Below are 22,162 nucleotides of genomic sequence, written 5' to 3' on the forward strand. Positions count from 1 at the left end.
TTTCTGAGTTACTTTTCTAACCGGCAATAAAAAACCGGCAGTTAGACTGCCGGCAAGAACGTACAACGTTGGGAATCAAAATCAGGCAATGCGGGCGTAACCGCCGCGGTGGAAGATCAGCGGGGCGCGATCCTGGGTGTGCATCTGGTCTACCCGGCCCACCATGATCAAATGGTCGCCGCCTTCATAGCGGGCGGTAAGGGTGCATTGCAGACGCGCACAGTACTCGTGCAGCAATGGTACGCCCTGGTCGCTCATGTGGTAGTTCAGCCCGGAAAACTTGTCTACGCCGCGACGGGCGAACAGGCTGGAAAGATTGTCTTGCTGATCGCTCAACACATGAATGGCGAAATGTTCGCATTGGTTGAAGGCATCGAAGCAGCCCGTCTTTTTGTCAATGCACCACAGGATCAGCGGCGGCTCAAGTGACACGGTGTTGAAGCTGCTTACCGTCATACCCACGGCTTCGCCGGTATCACTACCCGTGGTCACAATGGTCACACCCGTGGCAAATTGACCGAACACCTGGCGCAGGTGCAGTGGCTCCAGGGCGTGTTGCCTTTCCGAAATCTCGTCCATGGCCGGGGCCAGCAGTTCTGCTTCAGTCGACATGGTTTGCTCCCAGTTTCAGGTCACCTTGTTCCCAGCGCAGCACGCCAAAGGTGGTGTATTTTTCTTTCTGAGACTGCATAAACTGCCAGGCGCAGACGAAGGTGTAGTCCTCATCCACTTGCGTTTCCCGCGACCACAGTTTGAACGCTTCGCCATATACGTGACGCACGGAGTACAGGTAGCGGCCGTAGGACATGCCGTTACCGTACATGTCGGGGCCGTGGTACTGGTGATGGTTGCCGTTGCGAGTGCGCATCGCTTTCCACCTGGCATTCACTACGCCGCTGACCTCGATGGTCTGCTCCGAGTGGAGCAGGTTCAGCGGATTGTGGTGAATGACCACGTCATTGTGACCCACCAGTTCCTGCTTATCGTTGTATACCTCGAAGCGACCAGTAAATTTGCCGGCATGTTTTACCGGTAGATTGAAGGGGCGCTTGCCATCCAGTTTTTCCCTTTCCAGGAATGCGCTGACACGCTTTTGGGTGCTGGGGTTGGTGTCGTGATCGTGCGTGACCACATACAAGCCATTAAATACGCCCACCAGTGTGTCGGCTTCGAACAGCTGGGAGGAGTAAACCTGGATGCCGAGATCAGGAACCACGTGGTTCATGGTCCTGAGGTTCACGTTCCAGCCGGGGGAAAAATAGTTGGAGTCCACCAGTAATCCATAGGGCCGGCCGCTGCCAAAAAAGTCGGGGCCGGTATAGATGCGATCCTGGTCGGAATCGATCACGCCGAAGCGGAACGGGGAGCCTATTTCAAAGCGATCGTTCAGGGGGCCCGTGGCATCGAATCGCGTATTCATCCAGTAGGTGGTACGCCCGTTTTCGTGCTCACTGGCACGGCTCACCTTGTTGTAGCCTACATGGGTGCCATCGGCCTCAAATAGTGAGGGCAGGCCGTGCCACTCACCTTCAATGGCCTGTTGCCAGTTACTGGGCTTCTTGTCGTTACTCATAGTGCTCTACCAGTTATGCGCGATGGCGGTGTGCGCCTTGGCTAAATTCGGTGGATTTGCTTGCCATCCTAATCTACGGGCTGGCGTTCGCCTTGGCAAAAATCAATTCTGCATCATCGGTGGCGCCTGTTCACTGAATTCGGCGACCTGCTGGCAGGCGTCGCCGGCCAGTGCAAAGCCCAGCAGTTGTCCATCGGTGCCGGAGAAGCGGGCGGCCACGCCTTGCTCGTCGGCACGGGTGTAGTGCCACTCTCCAGCGATGTCTCTGGGTGGTGGGGACACAACCACCGGGCACAGGGTGGTTTTGATATGTACCGGCATATTGTCATAAAAAACGGGAGTGGGAGTGCCGGCCAGGGTGTGCGCCAGGGCACGGGCAGCCGCCATTAGCGGGGCGACGTAGCACAGGTTGTGACCATCCACTTCGGCGCAGTCGCCAAGGGCGTAAACGTCAGTAACTTCGGTTGACAGTAAACGGTCAGTAAGAATGCCTCGGCTGCAAGGTATCCCGCTGCGCCGTGCCAGTTCGGTTCGGGGGCGCACGCCGATCGCGCTAATGACCCGGTCAACCTGAATACGGCTGCCATTTTTCAAAGTGGCCTCTACCCCTGCGTTGCAATAGTTGATGGATTCGACAGTGGTGCCCAGGTGGAGTTGGACACCCGCTCTGCCCAGGGCGTTCTCTACCAGCCCGCCGGCGTCAGATGGCAGCAGGTTGCCGAGTAGCTGTGTCTGCGGTTCAACGATGTGTACCTGGAATCCGGACTGGATCAGGTCGTTGGCGTATTCACAGCCAATCAGGCCGCCGCCGATCACCAGCGCAGATTTTGCACCGCTACTGGCAGTGTAAAAACGCTGGAAATCCTGCCGGTCATTGATGCGGAATTCGCAACCGGCTGCGTTGCCCTCCACCGGGGCCTCAATGGGTTCCGATCCCAGCGCCAGTACCAGTTTTCCGTAGGGCAGGTGCTGGTTCTGTAATCCCGCCTCTATCATCAGGGTCCGGGCCGAGGTATCGATGGCGGTGACCCGGGAGAAGGTAAGAATTTGCGCACTCAATATTTCTGCCATCTCGCGCGCTGTATGGCTAATTAGCTGTTCTGGTGACCGCTTTTTGTGGAATGCCGTACTTAACTGGGGTTTTGAATAGCTGTGACCGTCGTCGGCAGAAACCATCACCAGCGGGGTATGAGGATCAAGCTTGCGCAGTTCCCTGGCCAGCTGGTAACCGGCGAGGCCGGTGCCAATAATGACAATCGGCGCTCGGCTGTAATCAATACGCGCGAAGTTGCCGCTGGCATGGATTGTTCCGTCCGGGGCTGCTGGGGCTTCCGGCTCGGAAGTTTGTTGCGCGCTCGCAGAAACGGCTGAGTTGACCCGTACCTCGATCATCTCGAAGTCATTCTTGCCGACACCACACTCTGGGCATAGCCAGTCGCTCGGGACGTCTTCCCAGCGAGTTTCCGGGGGAATACCTTCTTCTGGTGCGCCCTTTAATTCATCGTATACCCAGCCGCAAACCAGGCACTCCCAGATCCGATACTCCTGCATGAAGCGCTCCCCGATCATTTTTTTCTTTTTCCCGCGTAACCAGTAGCGCGGTAGATTCCTGCAGGATAAGAAGGCGCTTTGTTTTGGTGGATGATAATTATCAAGGGGAGGGGGAAATGCCCGCACAGGCGGGCACTGGCGATTGCCGGTAGCTCAGGTCAGGTGCTTCCAAATGGACGCGCGGAAGGGTTCTTCGTGTACTGGCCCGGATTTGCCTCGCGGGTCCAGCTCGTGGCGACGGTCGCAGGTAGGGGAGAGACGCACTCCGCGGGCCGTCAGTGTGCGCGTGGCAATACCATCCCGGTACAGAACTGTGTGACGCACCCGCTGGCCGGGAGCGGTCAGCATGATGAAATCGGGCTCCATATACACTTCGCAAGCGGGATTCAATTGGAGCGCATTGAAGGTCAGGATGCCGACACCACCGGAAACACCGATATTTTCGTAAGCACCCGGACCTAGCGGGTCGAACACCAGCAGGTTGTCGCGCAATTGCCCGGTAAAGGTTTTTGCGGTTGGCTTGCGCCCGCGAAAGTGCACGTTGGTCAGTTGTAGACGGTGTCCGTCGAAATCCAGGTAGACGAGGTTGTCAAATGGGCTGGGGCCGGGAGTGCCGCTACCGGCAGCCGTGTCATCTTCCAAAGGCCGGCCGTCCAGGTGAAATAGTTCCACCTGATCGTGCCAGGTGCCGCGCATCATCATCAGGTTGTAGCCAACAGAGCCAATAGGGAAGGTGGGGTAGCTGGTCGCGGCGGTGTTACCGTCGCTGGAAAGTCGCTCTGACATACCGCATGGGCCTTGCGTTAAACATAATAATGTTATAACAATAACTCAAAATATTGGCGGCGGCCAGATCTGTCATCGGCACGTCAACACAGCGTGGAAAACCAGAACAGGAGCAACTCCATGAAGACGGTGGTGATAACAGGCAGTACCCGCGGCATCGGGCGCGGGCTTGCAGAAAATTTTCTGGCGAGTGGGTGTCGAGTAGTTATCAGCGCGCGGGCGCAGAGTAAGGTCGAAGAAGTGGTTACCGAGTTGCAGGGTATATACGGCGAAGAGGCGGTGGCCGGGATTGCCTGCGATATCACTTCGGAGGAGGCGCTTGCCAGGCTTTGGGCCTACGCGAGTAATGTGGGCCAGGTGGATATCTGGATCAATAACGCCGGCATGAGCATTGTACGTAAGTCTTTGTGGGAGCAGTCCGCGCAAGACTTGCGTCAGATAGTGGATACAAATCTGACGGGTTTGCTGCTGGCCTGCAAGGTCGCGCTGGCCGGGATGTTGAAGCAGGGGCACGGACAGATCTGGAATATGGAGGGGTTTGGCAGCACGGGCCAAACCAATGCCGGTATGGCAGCCTACGGGGCCACCAAGCGAGCGCTCAACTACCTGACTGCCTCGCTGCAAAAAGAGGTGAAGGGGACGGATGTCCAGGTCAATACCTTGAGTCCCGGTATCGTGGTGACCGAGCTGCTGGTGGGTGATTATGATTTTTCATCCCCAGAGTGGCAGAAGACACGCAAGATTCTCAACATTCTTGGCGATACCGTTGAAACCGTAACGCCATTTCTGGTGCGCGGCATGTTGAATGCCAAAAAATCCGGCAGTCGGGTCGCCTGGCTCACTGGGCGCAAAGCCTTCTGGCGTTTCCTGACGGCAGGCTTCAATAAGCGTGACCTTTTTGCCGAGTACGATTCCCATCTCGCCTGATTTTGATTTTTCCAACGTCCAATAACTTCACATTTGGGAGAAAGCTATGAAGCTTGCCAAACTTGTCAGAGGTATCGGTCTTATCGTTGTTGCTTTTGTTTATCATATGCCCGCTATTGCGGATGCGCAGGCCGAAGTCGATGCGGCGATGACTTCGTCACCGTCGGTTAGAGTGTTCCAGAAGCGCGACTGGAGTGGGGTATCACTATTTTTCGGTTTTGAGCCTGCCCAGCCGGTTTCCTCAAAGGGCCTCATTATCTACCCGGGCGGCTTTGTGGATCCCCGTGCTTACGCGCCGCTGGCGCGTCACTTTGCCGAGCGCGGTTATCACGCCGCGGTGCTGACTTTGCCATTTAATTTTGGCCTGCTTGGTACTCACTATGCGAATTATCCAAAGCACCACTGGAAGGGCAAGGTCACCGGTTGGGCGATCGGTGGTCACTCACTGGGCGGTGTTGTCGCTGCCGATTATGCCAATGTCAACCGCGCTTCCTGGGATCGTGTCGATTCACTTTTCCTTCTCGCTGCCTATTCCAGTGACCTGGCTTATCTCAACACGCTGGATATTCCTGTGGTTTCCATCTGGGGCTCTGAGGATGGACTGACCACCGCGCAGGATATCGAAGACAGCAAAGCCCGCCTTCCTGCCCATACAAAGTATGTGCGCATCGACGGCGGTAACCATACTCAGTTTTATTACACCGATACGCTGCAGGATGGCGATAACCCGGCGCTCATTTCTCGTGAACAGCAGCAGGCAATCGTTGAGCAGGAGCTTGGTTTACTGTTGAATTGATAGTGCGCACGAATTAGTAGCTATCATCATTTGGCAATGGCGCCGCACCCGCTGATTTCAGCAGGTGCGGCGTTTTTTCTGGGGGAGAATTTACCGTGCTTGGTTTCATGTTTTTACTGCTGGCGCTGGGGCATGTTGCGCTGTTTTTGTGGAGCCTGAGCCGGCCGCTCACGGGTTTCCCTGTGTGGTACCTGCGCTGTCTGCTGCTGGCTATGGCGCTAGACAATGTGATAATTGCCGTTGCCCCAGCGCTGGTGGATTCGTCCACCTATGCTGAGCTCAGCGTATTGCGCTTCTGGCTGCATGCGATTGTATTGCCGGGGTTACTGGTATTTGTCGCCAGTATTCTTTGCGATTACCTGACAGTTGCCGGGCTGCGCCGGGTGCTGCTGTGGGGTGCCTGGTTGCTGACCATCGCTGCTGTTACTTATGGTTATCTCTATGAGCTGGCCAATCTGAATCTGGTGCGGGCTGAATTCTATCCGCGCATGGTCAGTACTGATGGGCAGCTGCCGTACGCCACCATTCTGGTCAATCTGCTGGTGATCGTCGCGGGCATCTGGATTTGGCGGAGAGCTGGATGGCCGTGGCTGTTTTTAGGGGCCGTACAGATCTTTGTGGTCAATGGTGCGGCGGCGGGCCAGGAGTGGGGCTTCATTGCCGGTAACCTTGCTGAACTCTTTTTTGTTGCGAGTCTCTTGGCCACTCTCAACCAGGCAATCGAGTCTCAACGGTCAGGTAACCTGCAGCACCAGAAAACCACGGTTGTGTCGGAGAGTTCGATGTCTGGTCATTGATAACCTGGTGTATTAGTAAATAAAAAGCCCGCTAAGTGCGGGCTTTTTGTTGGCGATTCACCGTTGCGGTAAGGGCGGCGACTATGCGGCGGCGTCACTTGCCAGTGGAGCGGGCTGCTGGCCTTGTGCAGTGCGCTTCTCCAGCAGGATGGCCCAGATCAATACCAGCAGCGCAACCCCGCTGAAAAACACAAAAGGCCCGGACTCGCGCCACGCGTCGAACAGGTAGCCGCCAGCCACGCTGGCCACCAGAATACCCACCGCGCCGGACAAGGTGAAGAAGCCGATAACGGCGCCGCGATGGGATTCAGGGGCCTGCTGAGCGACCAGTACACCACTGGTAATAATGCAGCCAATTTCACCGAGGCCGATCAGCGCGGCGCACACAATCATGCCCGTAGTGAAGGGGTCGTGAATGAATATGGTGGAGCCATAACCAATCGCGGAAATCAGCAGGGCGATAATCAGGGCGCGAATGCGGGTGATCTTGTCGGCGAGAATACCAAACAGCGGGGCGCCCATTAATGCGCAGCCCTGGGCGATCCCCACAATCATGCCTGCGCGGGCGAGAGCTTCGGCTCGGCTCATACCCATCTCTGCGGTACCGTAATTGGTAACCCATAGCGTAAAGAAGGTGCCCACGATCATCAGGTTGCCGCGTGCTACAAATGACGCGCCATAGGCCAGCGCAATACTCGGGTCACGAGCGGCGTTCAGGCCGTTGCGAGTAATACTGATCAGGCTCTCGCTGTGCTCACTTTGCGCTCGCGCGGCCCCGGGTTTCAGGCCGAACAACATGAGGATGCCGGTGAGCAGCGACACCAGGGCGACGAGACTATAGGTCTGGATGCCGGCTTCATGTGCAGTTGCGCCGGATTTTTGCAGGATGGCGGGTAGCTGGAGCAGTAAGAACACACAGATCATCGCGCCGACGCCATTCATAACGCCTTGTAGCCCGGTTGCGCGGCCGCGGCTCTCATCGCGGACATAGTCCGCAACCAGTGCCACGATAGTGGTGGTTACCGCTGCCAGTCCTACCGAATAGGCGAGTCGCACAAGCAACAGCTCGGTAACGTCCCGTGCATGCGGGTACATCGCAATGCCGGCAGACATCACCAAAAAACCGAATCCGGTTATAGGGCGGCGGCCGAACCGGTCGGAGAGGGGCCCAAATATGGCTACAGCGATGATGATGGCAATCTCCGCCCAGAAATTGAGCAGTCCACTGACCATACCGTGGCGTTCCGTTGGAATTCCGAGGAATTCCGTTAGCAAAAACGGTTGGCTCTGAGGGATGAAGGAGGCGAACATGATGGTCGCCAGACAAGCGAAGTAAAACGTGAGCACATTGGTGCCGGATACATCGTTTTCGAGCTTCAGACCGAAAAGCCGGTGTTCCTGTTGGTTTGCCATGGTGGCGCCTCGCGAAATTGGGGTAAGCGTACGTTCTGTGTTGGCTGCAAATTCTGCCTTGATGATACGGTTTCTGATGGTATTTGGATTTGGATTGAAAAGATATAATGTTAGAGTTTTATAACAATTGATAGTAGTTTATCGGCATACAACCGTGCTCCCGCCCGCTCGGGAGGAAAGTATTCGCAGAGGCAGTTCGTAAAATGAGCAATAAAACCATTCGTGTCGCAGCGGTTCAGTTCCATGTTGGTACCGACGTCAGCAAAAACCTGAGTACGGTATTACGTATGCTGGATAAGGCCGCAGAGGTGCAGCCAGACCTGGTCGTGCTGCCTGAGTTCTGCAATCACCTTTCCTGGTATGACAGCAAGGAGCACTGTGCAGAAGTGTCGGTGACCCTCGATGGCACTTTCTTGCAGTCGGTTGCGGAAAAGGCGCGGAGCCTGGCACTACATGTAGTGGTCAACTGCACCGTGCGCCGGGACGATGGAACCGTGACCGGATCCAGCCTGATGTACTCACCCGAGGGGCATTTGATTGCCGATAATACAAAGCAGATTTATATCGGCCACGAAAACGATTTTTTAGAGCCTGCGCAGGAACCGGGCCCGGTAGTGGAAACCTCTCTGGGGCGTTTTGGTTTGTATTCCTGTATGGATGGCGTCATCAACGAGCCTCCGCGCACTCTGGCGCTGCGGGGCGCGCAGGTGCTCTGCAACAGCCTGAATTCCTTCGCCAGTGACGAAGGCTCACTGCATGTTCCGGTGCGTGCGCCAGAGAATCGGGTGTTTATCGTCGCCGCCAACAAAGTTGGCCCACTGGTGCCGGAGGAAATACTGGTCCCGGTTAGCGAGGCCACCGGCATTCCGCAGAAATTCCTTCATGGGGCGGGGGAGAGCCAGATTGTTGCGCCCGACGGTACGGTACTGGCTTGTGCATCGATGGATCAGGAGGAGGTGGTGTACGCGGATATCGAGCCGGCACTGGCCGATGACAAGCATCGTCCGGATGGTACTGATGTTTTTACCCGTCGTCGCCCGCAACTGTATGCGGCTATTGGTGATGACCCGGCCAAACAGAATTATCCTGCATGGCGTGGCGCGGCCTCGCTAGCCGCGGCGGTCATCGACCCGCACTGCGGTGGACGCGATGGATTGCGGGAAGTGGTCGCGCTCGCGCGAAATGCATTCCTCGGTGGCGCAAGGCTGGTGGCGGTACCTCCACTGATGAGTGCGGAAACCATTGCCGGTGACATCCCGGCGGCACTGGATTTTGCGGGAGAAGTGGTCGAGACCCTTCGTCAATGTTGTAGCGAGGAAACCTACCTTTCGACGGCGCTGCCGCACCGCTGCGACGACGGTCTGAACCGCTACTGTGCGGTAATCATCGGTACTGACGGTATCCTGTTTAGCCAGGGGCAAGTGCATCGCAGCGAGCGTTTTGCCTGGTCGGCCCCGGTGGCGGGCTTCGAAAATATTGAATTACCATTTGGCCGTGTCGCCGCGGTCACATCCGACGACAGCCTTTACCCCGAGACCTTCCGCTTGCTGGCCATGGCAGGGGTGGACACTGCGGTGGTTCCGCTGGAGCCCCTGGAGGCCTGGGAGCTGCGTACGGGCCTGCTGGAGCGTTCGGCAGAAAACCGTATCAACCTGCTGGCGGCTGCGATTTCTTCGCCGCTGGGGCACGGTTTCGCGACGGCTCTGCAACGGGACTTTACAGTGCTTACTCCCTGGGAGGAGCGGCCCTTCGATGGTCTACTGAGCCAGCCTGAACTCTATCGTATGGAAAACGGTCAGCAGCTGCTTGCGGTGACCTTGTATCCGGCTGCTGCGGAGAATAAAGAGGTTTCGCGGAACACAGACCTGGTGGCCAATCGTCCCTGGAAACTGTGCGCTGCCATCACCGCAAACTAATACTAAACACGGCGCGGTGTCTTATTGAGAATTATCAATGTGACGCCGTGTCGCCTTGCCCAAAATCCTACCCTAACAAGCGTAATTTATCCGGAGTCACTTATGAGTGCAGTTTCACTGCCAGACGCGTTGGCCAGGAAAACCCGTGACCGGGTTATTGAAGCCTTCGGTCTCACGGAAGTTCATGCCGACGACAACGGACCGTATCTCACTCTGGAAAGTCACGTGCCGATGGCGCAGGGCAAAGTGGGCGAGGTACGGGTCTACGAAGGTGGTCCGTTGCAGAAGATGGTGACCTGTGCGCTGGTGGTTCCCCAGATCGGACTCGACTCGCACATGTTATTCGCATTTACACCGAGCGAGAGCGCGGTGCCCCATTTTACGCTGGATTCTGTCGGCGCCGGGGAGCACTGCGCTTTCCACCTTGACCTGGTGCCGCGTCTCGACCTCGGTGCGAACCTCGCCTACATGGACGAGGCCTATACGCCGTTAACCGAAACCTGCAAGGCAGCGCGTGCCATGGAAGGGTTGAGTCCTGCGCAACTGGATATCCGCCAGCTTGCGGTGATGTCACCCTGGATGCTGGTGCATCGCGCGACTCAGGATGCTTTTGCAAAGATTGATGACACGGTGAATGCCTACCTCGATCACTGGTTTTCCCTGGTGCAAAAGGGAATCAGCGATGAAGCGCTGGAAGCGGTGGATAGCGCTGCGCTGGCGGAAAGAGATTGTCGCAATCGCGCCATCATTTTCGACCCGGAAGTGGATAAGGTCTGGAATCAGATTGGCGGACTGATTGGTAGTGAAAGTAGTGAGGCGCTGCGCGCCCTGTTGAAAAACAACGGCTGACGGTTTGTCCGGCAAAACTGCCGGGAGCTTATGCTGGGTAGCTAGTGCCGAGCAAAGAGTGCCGAGTAAAGAATCCGAGTGCGTTGTTCCGAGTAAAAAGAATAAAAGGGTAGGGGATGTCCATGAAACTGACCGGTGAAATACTGCTTGAGGATATGAGTGAGGCAGAGCGTGCTCGAGCCGAAGTGGTTGAGTCCGTATTGCCCGCGGTGCGTGAGGCGGCCCGTGAAGTGGATGCCAATGCCCAGTTCCATATGCCACATGTCCAGCGCTTCAGTGAAGCCGGCTTACTGGGTCTGATTATTCCCACGGAATACGGTGGACTTGGCGGCGGGCTGCGGGATCTTGCCGCTGCATGTTTTGCATTGGGTTCTGCCTGTCCCTCTACTGCGCTGGCATTTTTCTTCCACTGCAGCGCAGCGTCCCGCGGGTTATTGGCCATGGAGGCGCTGGATGCGGGCCTGTTTACGGAAGAAGAGTCCGTGCAAGTGCGGAATTTTGCGGAGCAGGTGCTTTATGGTATGGGGCGCGACGGCTACTGGTTCGCTAATTTTGCCAGTGAGTCGGTGAAGTCGGAAAAGGCCGCCGTCACCATTAGTACCGAAGCCCGCAAGGTCGAAGGCGGTTACCTTCTTAACGGCGTCAAATCGTTCGGTACCGGTACGGGGGTTGCGGACAAGTATCTTGTTACCGCGAGTCTTGCCGGTTATGACACTGCAGAAGGGTTGTGTACCTTTTTCGTAGATCGCGATGGCGAAGGTGTGCGTCCGCGTGCACCCTGGGATGCGATCGGGATGCGAGGTACCAGCTCCGGTGGCATCGTTCTGGAAAATTATTTTGTCCCGGAGGAAAAGTCTCTGGCAATTCCCGGCGCGTTCACCCGCTGCATGCAGATGAGCCGCGGCAGTTTTGTTGGCAACCAGATGGCGGCCGTATGTGGCTATGCCGGCTCGGCACATACTGCCTACCAGAATGTGCTTAAACACCTGACGGAAAAGAAGTTTGCCGACACGGGCAAACCGATCGGGACCGCGCCCTATCAGCAGGAGCTGATTGGGAAAATGATGGTCGATCTGCAGACTTCCCTGTTGTGGTTGCGCCGTCAGCTACAACTGGAAACCAGCGAGCCGCCAATTGCCAGCAAGCACGAAGTCGTGAAGCAATGGCGCCTGTGCAAGGGCGTGGTGGCGGAATCCGGATTCCGAATCGCGGCCAATGCGCTCAAATCCAGCGGTACCTCGGGCACTATGGGCGACCCGGCTCGCTATTTGCGTGAAATGACCATGGGCATAGTGCAGGCGTTCCCCGCGGAACGCGGTCGCTTGATGGCGGCGCAGATGGAAGTGGAAGGTGCTGAGCAGAGCCTGTTCGGTGTTGGTGAAAAGGCTGTCGAGCAGCCGGCCTGAGCGGGGACGCCATGCAGAATCAGAATATGCTGATCGGGGGCGTCGAAACGCCTTCGGCAGGAGGCACCACCTTCGTTGTGACCGCGCCCGCGAGTGGCGAGGTACTGGGTACTGTGCCGCGCGCCGGTGCCAAAGATGTGGACCGCGCGGTAACGGCGGCCGCACGTGGATTTGATGCCTGGTTTCGGTTGCGTCCCGCCGAGCGTGAAGCGGCGCTGTTACGCGCAGCGGCGCTGGTTGCGCAGGAAGGGCAGGCGCGCTTTCTGGACACGCTGATCGACGAGAGCGGCTCGACCATCACCAAGGCGAGAGGCGAGATTGCCTATACCGTGGATCTCCTGCGCACGGCCGCAGGCGAAGCGCGCAGGTTATATGGCGAAACCTTTCCCAATGATGACCCCCACAGGATTTCCATGGTTTTTCGCGAGCCACTGGGTGTTGTTGGTGTGGTCTCGCCGTATAACGCCCCCTTGTCGCTACTTACAAAAATGTGTGCTTTTCCGCTGGCGGCGGGCAACAGCCTGGTAATCAAACCTTCTGAAGAAACGCCATTAACCGCACTGGCGTTCGGGCGCCTGCTGCTGGACGCCGGCGTGCCGCCGGAAGCCGTCAACGTGATCACCGGTTTTGGTGGTGAGTGTGGCGCTGAGCTGGTCAACCACCCAAGGGTGCGTTGTATCGCGCTGACCGGGTCTACCGCCACAGGCATTGCCGTAGGGCAGGCTGGCCTCAACAAGATGCGTCGCATGCAGCTGGAGCTGGGCGGCAAAAGTGCACTGCTGGTATTGCGCGACGCAGATCCGCAGCAGGCCGCCAAAATCGCGGCACAGGGAATTTTTACCCACAGTGGCCAGATCTGTATGGCCAACTCCCGCATCGTGGTGGAGCGGGAAATCTATCAGCCGTTTATTACCGCCCTTAAGGCCGAAGCCGAAGCCCTGCACCTCGGTGATCTTCGGGATGAGCGCACCATTTACGGTCCGCTTATTAATGGTCGCGCGGTAGAAAAGGTATTGGAGCATGTCAGTGAGGCCGTCGCTGGTGGTGCGCAACTGTTGACCGGTGGCGAGGTGTTACACGGGCTTGTGGTAAAGCCTACGGTACTGCTCAATCCCCCGCGGGAAAGTCGCGCCTGGCGTGAAGAGAGTTTCGGTCCTGTTGCCAGCGTGGTAGCAGTAGAGAATCTCGAGCAGGCGATCGAGGTCGCAAATGACTGTGACTACGGCCTCTCCGCCGCAGTACTGACGAATAATTTGCAGTGGGGGTTCCACGCTGCACGTCGCATTGCCTCGGGGGCAGTGCATATCGGTATGCATGCTTTCCAGAGCAATGCGCTGGCACCGATTGGTGGTGTCGGTCTTTCCGGCCTTGGGCGCAGCGGTGGTCATTACAGCACGGAGGAGTTCACCGAAATGAAATGGATCAGTGCAGATGTTGGGAGTTTGCCACGCTGATGATCGACAACGCAGGGAGCGTCCGTCGAGGCTATCTCGACTTTGAAGTGGGTCAATTGCATTACCGATACTCTGGCAGCGAGCAGTCTCCATTACTGCTGATGTTGCATCAAACCCCGAGCTCTTCGGCTATGTACATGCGTTTGATGCCACTGTTGTCCGAAGAATTCTTCGTGGTTGCTGTGGATACGCCGGGGTTCGGTAGCAGTGATGCGCTGGCGGGAGAGATTACGATCGCGGGTTTCTCCGAGGCAATCTACCAGGCAGTCAGCGGGCACTTTGATCGGCCTGCACTGGTGTTCGGGCACCACACAGGCGCGGCCATTGCGGTGCAACTGGCATTTGACCATCCTGAATTTGTGCGCGCGCTGGCACTGAGTGGGCCAACGCTTTTGACCGAAGCCCAAAAGCAGGCATTGCCGCTAGCCGCGAAAACTATTCCCTGTGAGCCCGATGGCGCGCATTGGCATGTGATGTGGCAGCGACTGCGGGCAAAGGACCCGGAGGCAGATTTGGCGCTCAGTGTGCGAGAGGAACTGCTGGCATTTAGCTGCGGCGACTACTACGAAGCGTCGTATCGCGCGGTCACTGAACAGAATGTGGCTCATCAACTGTCGGTCATTGATTGTCCCGCGCTGGTGTTTGCCGGCGGACGGGACCAGTTGCGCTCTGCAGTTGCCCCCACCGTGCGCCTGTTACAGCGTGGTATGGCGACAGCTTTGCCCAATGACGCCGGAACCTATGTGTGTGAGCAGCAGCCGGACGCGGTGGCGGCATTGCTGCGCCGATTCTTTATCGATGTGGTCGAGGCGCGCTGAGCGGGTCATCCGATGTCATACAACTAACGTCGAGGGGCGTGCGGAAATGGATCTTGAACGAAGTAGTCTCGGTCTGGGCTCCCGGCCCGCGCTGGTACTGGTCGATATGATTGTCGGTTTTACCAGTGCGCGCTGTCCTCTCGGTACCGATTGTCCGGAAGTGGTCGCCGCCAACCGGCTGCTTCTTGAACGTTTCCGCGAGCTTGACCTGCCGGTGGTGTTCACCACCGTGGTTTATCACCGTGAAGAGCAAGCCCGGGTATTTCGGGCGCGCATTAACCACCTGAACCTGCTCACTCCACAGTCCGAGTGGGTGAAAGTGGATGAGCGACTGGCGCCGCAAGAAGGGGAACCGGTGATTGCCAAGCAGTGGGCGAGTAGCTTTTTTAACACGCCGCTGGATACCTGGTTGCGCGAGCAGGGCGCTGATTCCTTGGTGGTAACCGGCCTCACAACCAGCGGTTGCGTACGCGCAACGGTCGTGGATGGCTTGCAGTACGATTATCCGGTAGTGGTTCCCCGGGAGGCGGTAGGAGACCGCAATGCTGAGGCCCACCGTGCCAACTTGTTCGACATGCATGCCAAGTATGCGGATGTGATGGCGCTGGAAGAAGTACTACAGGCGTTACCGGTACCGCAGACAATTTAATCGCGTTCTTCACGCCAGCTGCCGGACAAGAGATTGGCAGAAGGTAACCGCACGGGATGCCGGAGCGGTTTATCCATAACAATAATGGAATTTGGTTGTATCGCTATGTCGAATCAGTCTCCCGTAATTATTGCCGGCGCTGGCCCAAGCGGCTGTGTCCTGGCGCTATCGCTGGCCAAGCAGGGGATCCCTGTGCAGCTGCTGGAAAAGTGCGACAGCCTGCCCATCGACCTGCGCGCATCTACCTTTCACCCGCCATCACTGGAAATGATTGCCGACCTCGATGAAGGGGTCATCGGTAAAATGCTGGAACGTGGCCTGCGCGCTGACCGCTACCAGTATCGCGATCGTGCGACCGGAGAGGTGGCAACCTTCGAAATGTCACAGATCGCCGATGAAACTCGGTATCCCTTCCGTCTGCAGTTAGAACAATACGAGCTGACCCATTTTATTTGTGATGCACTGGTGGGCTACCCCTGTGCGGAAGTGCGTTTTGGTTGTGAGCTGGTGGACTATGCGCAAGATGCGGTGGGAGTGACCGCGATCGTGCGTACGCCGGAGGGTGAGCAGCAGTTACGGGGCTCCTATCTCGTCGGCGCGGAAGGCGCGCGCAGTGTGGTGCGCAAGCGCTCCGAGATCGGGTACATGGGGTTCACCTACGACGAAAAGTTTCTTGTGGTGAGTACCAGCTTTCCCTTCGAAGACGTGTTCGAGGACTTCTCGTATGTGAATTACGTATCCGACCCGGAAGAGTGGTGTGTCATTTTGCGCACGGACAAACTCTGGCGGGTGCTGGTCCCTGTATTTCCCACCTCTGAAGCGGAAGAAGCTTACTACCTGTCCGATGAGTTTGTGCAGTCGCGCCTGAAGCGGTTACATGCTCGTGACGAAGATTACGACGTGCACCATCGCAGTATCTATGCTGTCAACCAGCGGGTGGCGGAAACCTATTACCAGGGGCGCGCACTGCTCGTGGGTGATGCTTGCCATATCAATAATCCCCTCGGGGGGATGGGTATGAACGGCGGTTTGCACGATGCCTTCAATCTCGCAGACAAGCTGCAGGGAGTGATCCTGGAGGGCGCTGACGCAGAGGCCGCCTTTTCGCTCTACGATCGCCAGCGCCGTGAGCTGGCCGTCGAATTTGTGCAGCGTCATACCATCGAGAACAAAAAGCTAATGGAAGCGCGGGATCCAGATGTGCAACGGAAACGCCAGCAGATGCTGATGGAAACGGCGGCAGACCCGCAGCGTGCGAGAGCCTTCCTGCTGGAGCGCTCAATGATTAACTGTGTCCGCGAAAGCCTGTCCGTGCAGTAAGCCGGTTTTCTGAACGAATCACGCATCAATGATTGCGCGTGTCCAAGTGTGTGCATAGCGAGAACTTACAGCGAAAGTTTACAGAGAATACCCCAATGACATTCCCAACCCAGATTGACCTGTCAAAAACCCGTGAGCGATCGCAGCTGACCAATGGCCATCGCGATAACTACATCGGCCACCGCGCCAAGATCGGGGTGGTGATTCCCTCCACCAATACTTCGGTGGAGTACGACTGCCAGCGGTTGTTACCTCGCGGCGTTACCTGGCATACGACCCGGTTCATGATTGATCACCCGGACCTCAGTGACGATGCCAACTTTATGCGCTTTCTTGAGCGGTTACGGGAAACCATTGGCGACTCGATCGAGAGTTTGATGACCTGCAAGCCCGACCACGTAATGATGGGTATGTCGGCGGAAACTTTCTGGGGCGGGATCAAGGGAAATGACGGTTTCGTGGATCGTATCCAGGAACTGGTTGGCGAGGACACCGGACTTACCACCGGTGCCAACGCGGTCATTTCGGCGCTGGACGCGCTGGGCGTTCCGGAGGAATCCGGCAAGACGCTGTCGATCATCACGCCCTATCAACCGGTAGGGGACAAGAACGTTCGCCTGTTTTTTGAAGATGCCGGCTACCGCATCAAACATCTGGTCGGCTTGCGTTGTGCCAATGCGCACGACGCCATTGCGTTGGTGCCGGAACCACAGGTTCTGGATATTGTGCGGGAAATTGATGGCGACGACGTTGATGCCATAGTGCAGGTGGGCACCAACCTGTCGACTGTGGGTGTTTTCCCTGCGATGGAAAAAATGCTGCAGAAACCGGTACTGCCAATCAATGTCGCTACCTGCTGGCATGCTCTACGCAGCTGCGGTATTCACGATCGCTTCGACAATATGGGCTGGCTGCTGGAAGAGCACTGACCGTTTTAACAATCGCCCGGAGATAAAACCACATGCATATCGCGGTGTGTATTGTTTTGCTGGACATGATTGGCTTTGCCATTATGTTGCCAATTCTTGCCTATTACGCGCTACAGTTGGGTGCTAGTCCAGGTATTGCGACCTTATGTATGGCGCTCTATGTGATCGGCATGTTTTTCGCAACACCAGTCTGGGGCAGGTTGAGTGATCGCTTTGGCCGCAAACCGATACTGGTAATCAGCCTGGCCGGCGCCGTGGTCGGCTATGTGTTCCTGGGTTTTGCGACGGCGGTGTGGATGGTGGCGGTATCGCGTCTGTTTAGCGGGCTAATGGCGGGCAACCTGTCGGTGGCGCAGGCCTATGTGGCCGATGTCACCACGAATCAGGACCGGGCGAAGGCGATGGGTATGCTGGGCGCGGCATTCGGTATCAGCTTCATTGTCGGGCCGGCGCTAGGGGGGCTTCTGGCGGGTGACAGTTTTGCCGATGCCAACCTGCAGTTGCCGGCAATGGTTTCTGCCGGACTGTCCCTCTCTGCCTTGCTGGTGGTGGTCTTTTTTCTCAAGGAAAGCCTGCCCGAGTCAGCGAGAACAAAGACCGAATCACCGTCCTTCTCCCAGACGTTGGCCTGGGTGGGCGAGCGGCGCAGTTTGTGCCTGCTGCTCGCCGCCGTGAGTGTCTACAACCTGGCCGCCGGCTTTGTTGAATCTGTATTTCCGATCTGGGCAGATGCGACCAATATCGCCCACGGTCCCAAGGACCTGGTGCCCGTGCTGATTGCGGCAGGGATCGCCATGGTCATTGTGCAGGGCGCTCTGATCGGGCCGTTAACCCGGCGCTTTGGTGAGCGACGCCTGATGCGCGCAGGTGCGGTTCTATTTGGTATCTCGGCACTCCTGGTTACTCTGGCTGGTACTTATGCAAGTGTGCCCGGGGTGTCGGCGGCATTGGTCGGGCAGGCGATTGGTGCCGCCCTTGTGCTCACTTCCATGCAATCCCTGACCTCTAAAGAAGCGCAGTCTTACAATCGTGGCGCCGTCATGGGGCTCTATAACGCCCTGGGTACCCTCGGCCGAGGAGCGGGCACGGCGATCACTGGCTCTGCGTTCGCCGGTATTGCGATTCACGCACCTTACTATATCGGCGCTGGCCTCATGAGTTTACTGCTGCTGTTGGCTTTGGCAGTGCGTGCCCCGGAGGCGGAAGACTCTCAAGGCGAGCAGGGTACAGGGGCGGTCGCGGAAGGTTCTTGATAATTATCATCCCGGTCATCTCGGGTGGCCGGTATAACTCCCCTAAGCATTTCCGGGAGTTCACATGGATAACTATCAGATCGCCCGCCGCGCACAGATCGGCGTAATTATTCCCTCTACCAACACCGGCGTTGAATACGACCTGCAGCAAATAAAGCTGGACGGTGTCACCTGGCATCCATCCCGATTCTGGATCGAGTTACGCAACTGGTCCGATGAGATGAGCCGCAGTGGTGATGACGAGAACACGGTGTTTGAGCGGTTCCTCGATATCATGCGCGGTGAGATACCCGTGTCTATTCGCAATATCCTCTCGGCCAAGGTATCCCACATCATGTTGGGGATGTCGGCTGAGACCTTCTGGGGTGGTCTGGAGGGCAATATCGCCTTTGAGCGTGAGATCCGTGACCAGATCGGCGACCTGGGTCTGACGACCGGGGCCGGTGCGACCAAGGATGCACTCAACTGTTTCGGGGCCAAACGCATTTCCGTTATTACGCCATATCCGCAGGTGGGTGATGATAATGTGCGTCGCTTCTTCTCCGATATCGGTTTTGAGGTGGTGAAGGTCAAGGGTATGAATCGCCCCTCGGCCACCGCCATTGCGGAAACCCCAATCCAGGAGGTGATCGAGGCGGTGCGTGAAGTCGATGGTGACGATGTCGATGCCATCATCCAGTGCGGCACCAACCTTTCGACGCTGGATCTGTTCCCCACCCTGGAAAACTGGCTACAGAAGCCCCTGATCCCCATCAATATCGCTACCGTCTGGCACGCTCTGCGAGCCTGCGGCATTGAGGACAAAATTACCGGTAAAGGCCGTTTACTCGAAGAGTTTTAAGTGATTTCCGCCCATTGTGATGACTGTGTTTTTTACGCGTGCACTTTGTTAGGGCTAATACGGCACATATATGGAAAGTTGGAATGGATGTAGTAATACGAGCGTATAAATCACTTGAAAAGATATAAAAGTATAACATAATAACATTTGCGGCAGCCGCAGTGCGTGCGGCCGCTGTGCAATGGCCAATCGACAGCGGTAGCAGATTCGCCAGGTAAATAGCGGTAAAAAAATAACGAATATCTTGGAGGGGCTATGTTCAATCGAAATCAACTCTCTCTCGCTGTTGCCGCCTGTGTCGCTGTACAGGGCGCCATGGCACAGGCAGAGCAGACCCGGGAGGTAAAAGCCGCACGCGGTGACGACTTCGCCATTGAAGAAGTGGTTGTAACCGCGCGAAAGCGGGAAGAATCTCTGCAAACGGTACCGGTGGCCGTGGATGTACTGACCGGCGCACAGATGCAGGAAAAAGGTATTTCGGCACTGGAAGGGGTAGCGCGGTATACCGCGGGACTTGATTTTGAAACCGGACTTTTGCCCAACGATACGCGAATCTCTCTGCGAGGGCTGTCCAATTCCCGTGGTCGATCTAATGTGGCGCTGTTGGTTGATGGGATCGATGTGTCTTCTGAATCCATGACCACTGGCGGCAGTGGCAATGGGCCCAACCTGGACCTGTTTGACCTTGAACGTGTGGAAGTGGTGAAGGGTCCGCAAAGCGCGGTTTACGGTCGCTCCGCATTCTCCGGTGCAGTCAACTACATCACCAAACGACCGGGCGATACCCCCGAAGTCCGTTTCTCGGCGGATGCCACCGAGCACGGCTATGGCAAGGTGCAGGCTAGTGGCAATATGCCCATCGTGCCGGGTGTTTTGGCAGCGTCGTTAAATGTGGCAAAAACGGAATTCGACGGTTACTACGATAACCCCAATACGGGGGGCAATCTCGGCACCGTGGATTCTGACGGTATTGCCGCAGCGGTGAACTGGACACCTAATGAGAGCTTTTCAACATACTGGCGCGCTGAGTACAGTGAGGCCAGGTATTCACAGCGGCCGATCGTGCAACGTCAGTCGGTGGTGCATACGGGTTCTTCACCCTTTGACTTTGCGCTGCTCGGCTCTGTAGGCCCTTATGCAGAAATTCGTCCCATTGCCGGTACCGGTACGACAGATGCCGACTGTGCTATGTCTTCCCCCTATGCCCATCTCGTTGGGGGCTCAGCTGCCTGTGGTACGGTCATTGTGGGTGAGCTCAGTAGTGCCTCAGAAAGTGAAATTGACCTGTCTCCCAACCCGCTTACCGGTAGTGACTTTGCCGGTACCTCGGTGCGCGGGGCGCACTCTTCGCTGGAGCTGAAATTCGAGACAGACAATTTCGAGTTCCTGTCCCTTACCGGTATCAACTATAACGATTCTCGCACCCAGTCCGACTTTGACCGCACGAATTTTACGCTCCAGTCTTTGGGCCCTGGATCCGGCATGTTTATTCCGCCGGGCTTTCCCGGTGAGTACACCCAGTATGGGGTGAACGCGAATAGCGATACCACTTTCGAAACCGCACAGTTCAGTCAGGAATTCCGATTGTCGGGTAGCGCGGGTAATCTCGACTGGCTGACGAGCGCTCTTTACTGGTCCGAATCAATGGATACGGTGATGAACCAGCAGTGGTGGCTGCGCGAAGGCGTAGACAAAACCTTCTGGGATGCTTACCTGGATCAATGGATGGGTGGTTTTGGGCTGGTTAATCACAGCACGTCCCCGGTTCCGCTGCCGATTCCCATGAGCCGCAATACCGATCACGTGTCACTGGCTTTCTCCCTGAACTACAACATCTCCGATGATTGGCGTGTGACCGCGGAAGGCCGCTATCTCGAAGAAGATATCGACTACCGCAGTGTGCCGTTGAGCACGCAATTCAATGGTCTGATGGGGATCCCGGTACTCGATCCGGTGACCTTTATGCCGACCGACCCCGGAACGCAGAGCTACTCCCGCACCGATAGTGCATTTGTACCGCGCGTAAGTGTGGACTGGCAGGCACTGGATAACCTGATGGTTTACGCGTCCTTCTCGGAAGGATTCAAGCCTGGCGGAATGTCCACGGCCGATGGTGATGGCATTATCACCACCGGGGAGTACAAGCCGGAAGAGCTGTCGGTCTATGAGGCGGGCTTCAAGAGTAATGTGCTGGACAACCGACTGCAGGTGAATGGTGCGATTTATCTGTATGACTATACCAACCAGCAGATTTCCCATTTTGTGTTCGACCCAAATACCGGCACCCAGAATGCGGTAGTGACCAATGCGGGTAAGAGTGAATTGCAGGGTCTCGAGCTGAGTGCCATTTATCGCCCGACGGTTAACTGGACCTTCCTCGCCAGTTACGTATTGAGCGACACGGAGGTGGTGGATTACACCATTGCCGACGTGGGAAGACCGGGTACGCTGGACAAACTGTGGACCGGCACCGCCGAAGGCGACTACTCGGGTTTACAGTTTGTGAATTCCGCCAAGCACGTATCCATGTTGTCCGCGCGCTTTGATGGCGAATTTGCCAACGGTACCGGGTATTTCACTGAATTGCTGGGTAACTATGAGTCGAAGCGCTATCTCGACCGCGGTAACAATGCCTGGCTGCCGGAATACTGGCTGGTGGACTTCCAGGGAGGCCTGAGTTTCGACAGTCTCGACCTGGTGTTCTACGTCAATAATCTGCTTGATGATGGCAAGGTAAAAACCGGACTCAACAATGTGGATTACGGACATCTTCCAGGGGCCGCATTTACGCCCCAGGGTGTAGAGTTACTGTTGCCGGCGCCGCGTACCACGGGCCTGCGGCTTAGTTACACCTTCTGAACCTGATGAGCGCACCCGTGACATT

General features: G+C 56.7%; 19 protein-coding genes. 14 read left to right on the forward strand and 5 right to left on the reverse strand.

What is annotated here, in order from left to right; genetic code table 11:
* Positions 1 to 81: 81 nt before the first annotated feature.
* The 4 genes from LC059_RS05515 to LC059_RS05530 form a co-directional block, all read right to left on the reverse strand.
* Positions 82 to 612, reverse strand: coding sequence for a flavin reductase family protein (locus tag LC059_RS05515; RefSeq protein ID WP_226702807.1), 531 nt, complete (start codon positions 610 to 612; stop codon positions 82 to 84).
* The gene (locus LC059_RS05520) at positions 602 to 1,573 is read right to left on the reverse strand and encodes a hypothetical protein (protein ID WP_226702808.1); all 972 of its coding nucleotides are present in this window, start codon (positions 1,571 to 1,573) and stop codon (positions 602 to 604) included. The genes LC059_RS05515 and LC059_RS05520 overlap by 11 nt, the downstream gene beginning before the upstream one ends.
* A gap of 102 nt (positions 1,574 to 1,675) precedes the next feature.
* A complete protein-coding gene (locus LC059_RS05525) occupies positions 1,676 to 3,142 on the reverse strand; it encodes an FAD-dependent oxidoreductase (protein ID WP_226702809.1) in 1,467 nt (488 codons plus the stop codon).
* Between the two features lie 135 nt (positions 3,143 to 3,277).
* The gene (locus tag LC059_RS05530; RefSeq protein ID WP_226702810.1) at positions 3,278 to 3,910 is read right to left on the reverse strand and encodes a hypothetical protein; all 633 of its coding nucleotides are present in this window, start codon (positions 3,908 to 3,910) and stop codon (positions 3,278 to 3,280) included.
* 120 nt (positions 3,911 to 4,030) lie between these two features.
* Here LC059_RS05530 and LC059_RS05535 point away from each other — a divergent pair, with 120 nt between their 5' ends.
* The 3 genes from LC059_RS05535 to LC059_RS05545 all read left to right on the forward strand — a co-directional run bounded on the left by LC059_RS05535 (position 4,031) and on the right by LC059_RS05545 (position 6,430).
* Positions 4,031 to 4,837 carry an SDR family NAD(P)-dependent oxidoreductase gene (locus LC059_RS05535; protein ID WP_226702811.1) on the forward strand — a complete coding sequence of 269 codons (807 nt, stop codon included), beginning with the start codon at positions 4,031 to 4,033 and terminating at the stop codon, positions 4,835 to 4,837.
* 46 nt (positions 4,838 to 4,883) lie between these two features.
* Positions 4,884 to 5,633, forward strand: a complete 750-nt coding sequence (locus LC059_RS05540) for an alpha/beta hydrolase (RefSeq protein ID WP_226702812.1) — start codon at positions 4,884 to 4,886, stop codon at positions 5,631 to 5,633.
* A 107-nt stretch (positions 5,634 to 5,740) separates the two neighbouring features.
* Complete coding sequence (locus LC059_RS05545; RefSeq protein ID WP_226702813.1) at positions 5,741 to 6,430, forward strand: hypothetical protein; 690 nt, start codon at positions 5,741 to 5,743, stop codon at positions 6,428 to 6,430.
* Between the two features lie 81 nt (positions 6,431 to 6,511).
* Here LC059_RS05545 and LC059_RS05550 read toward each other — a convergent pair whose 3' ends face one another.
* Entirely contained in the window at positions 6,512 to 7,843 is a 1,332-nt protein-coding gene (locus tag LC059_RS05550; protein ID WP_226702814.1) for an MFS transporter, read from the reverse strand.
* 203 nt (positions 7,844 to 8,046) lie between these two features.
* Between LC059_RS05550 and LC059_RS05555 the strand changes: the two genes are divergently transcribed.
* The 11 genes from LC059_RS05555 to LC059_RS05605 all read left to right on the forward strand — a co-directional run bounded on the left by LC059_RS05555 (position 8,047) and on the right by LC059_RS05605 (position 22,137).
* Complete coding sequence (locus LC059_RS05555) at positions 8,047 to 9,759, forward strand: nitrilase-related carbon-nitrogen hydrolase (protein ID WP_226702815.1); 1,713 nt, start codon at positions 8,047 to 8,049, stop codon at positions 9,757 to 9,759.
* 102 nt (positions 9,760 to 9,861) lie between these two features.
* Complete coding sequence (locus LC059_RS05560) at positions 9,862 to 10,608, forward strand: hypothetical protein (protein ID WP_226702816.1); 747 nt, start codon at positions 9,862 to 9,864, stop codon at positions 10,606 to 10,608.
* 122 nt (positions 10,609 to 10,730) lie between these two features.
* Complete coding sequence (locus LC059_RS05565; RefSeq protein WP_226702817.1) at positions 10,731 to 12,014, forward strand: acyl-CoA dehydrogenase family protein; 1,284 nt, start codon at positions 10,731 to 10,733, stop codon at positions 12,012 to 12,014.
* 11 nt (positions 12,015 to 12,025) lie between these two features.
* A complete protein-coding gene (locus LC059_RS05570; RefSeq protein WP_226702818.1) occupies positions 12,026 to 13,468 on the forward strand; it encodes an aldehyde dehydrogenase family protein in 1,443 nt (480 codons plus the stop codon).
* Complete coding sequence (locus tag LC059_RS05575) at positions 13,468 to 14,286, forward strand: alpha/beta fold hydrolase (RefSeq protein WP_226702819.1); 819 nt, start codon at positions 13,468 to 13,470, stop codon at positions 14,284 to 14,286. The genes LC059_RS05570 and LC059_RS05575 overlap by 1 nt, the downstream gene beginning before the upstream one ends.
* A gap of 46 nt (positions 14,287 to 14,332) precedes the next feature.
* A complete protein-coding gene (locus LC059_RS05580) occupies positions 14,333 to 14,935 on the forward strand; it encodes an isochorismatase family protein (RefSeq protein WP_226702820.1) in 603 nt (200 codons plus the stop codon).
* Positions 14,936 to 15,040: 105 nt separating this feature from the next.
* A complete protein-coding gene (locus LC059_RS05585; protein WP_226702821.1) occupies positions 15,041 to 16,255 on the forward strand; it encodes an FAD-dependent oxidoreductase in 1,215 nt (404 codons plus the stop codon).
* A gap of 95 nt (positions 16,256 to 16,350) precedes the next feature.
* A complete protein-coding gene (locus LC059_RS05590; RefSeq protein ID WP_226702822.1) occupies positions 16,351 to 17,184 on the forward strand; it encodes an Asp/Glu racemase in 834 nt (277 codons plus the stop codon).
* Between the two features lie 32 nt (positions 17,185 to 17,216).
* The gene (locus LC059_RS05595) at positions 17,217 to 18,437 is read left to right on the forward strand and encodes an MFS transporter (protein WP_226702823.1); all 1,221 of its coding nucleotides are present in this window, start codon (positions 17,217 to 17,219) and stop codon (positions 18,435 to 18,437) included.
* Positions 18,438 to 18,501: 64 nt separating this feature from the next.
* On the forward strand, positions 18,502 to 19,278 hold the full coding sequence (locus tag LC059_RS05600; RefSeq protein WP_226702824.1) for an Asp/Glu racemase: 777 nt from the start codon (positions 18,502 to 18,504) through the stop codon (positions 19,276 to 19,278).
* Between the two features lie 255 nt (positions 19,279 to 19,533).
* Positions 19,534 to 22,137, forward strand: a complete 2,604-nt coding sequence (locus LC059_RS05605; RefSeq protein WP_226702825.1) for a TonB-dependent receptor — start codon at positions 19,534 to 19,536, stop codon at positions 22,135 to 22,137.
* The last annotated feature ends 25 nt before the right edge of the window (positions 22,138 to 22,162 follow it).

The organism is Microbulbifer elongatus (assembly GCF_020524885.1).
Lineage (GTDB): Bacteria > Pseudomonadota > Gammaproteobacteria > Pseudomonadales > Cellvibrionaceae > Microbulbifer > Microbulbifer elongatus_A.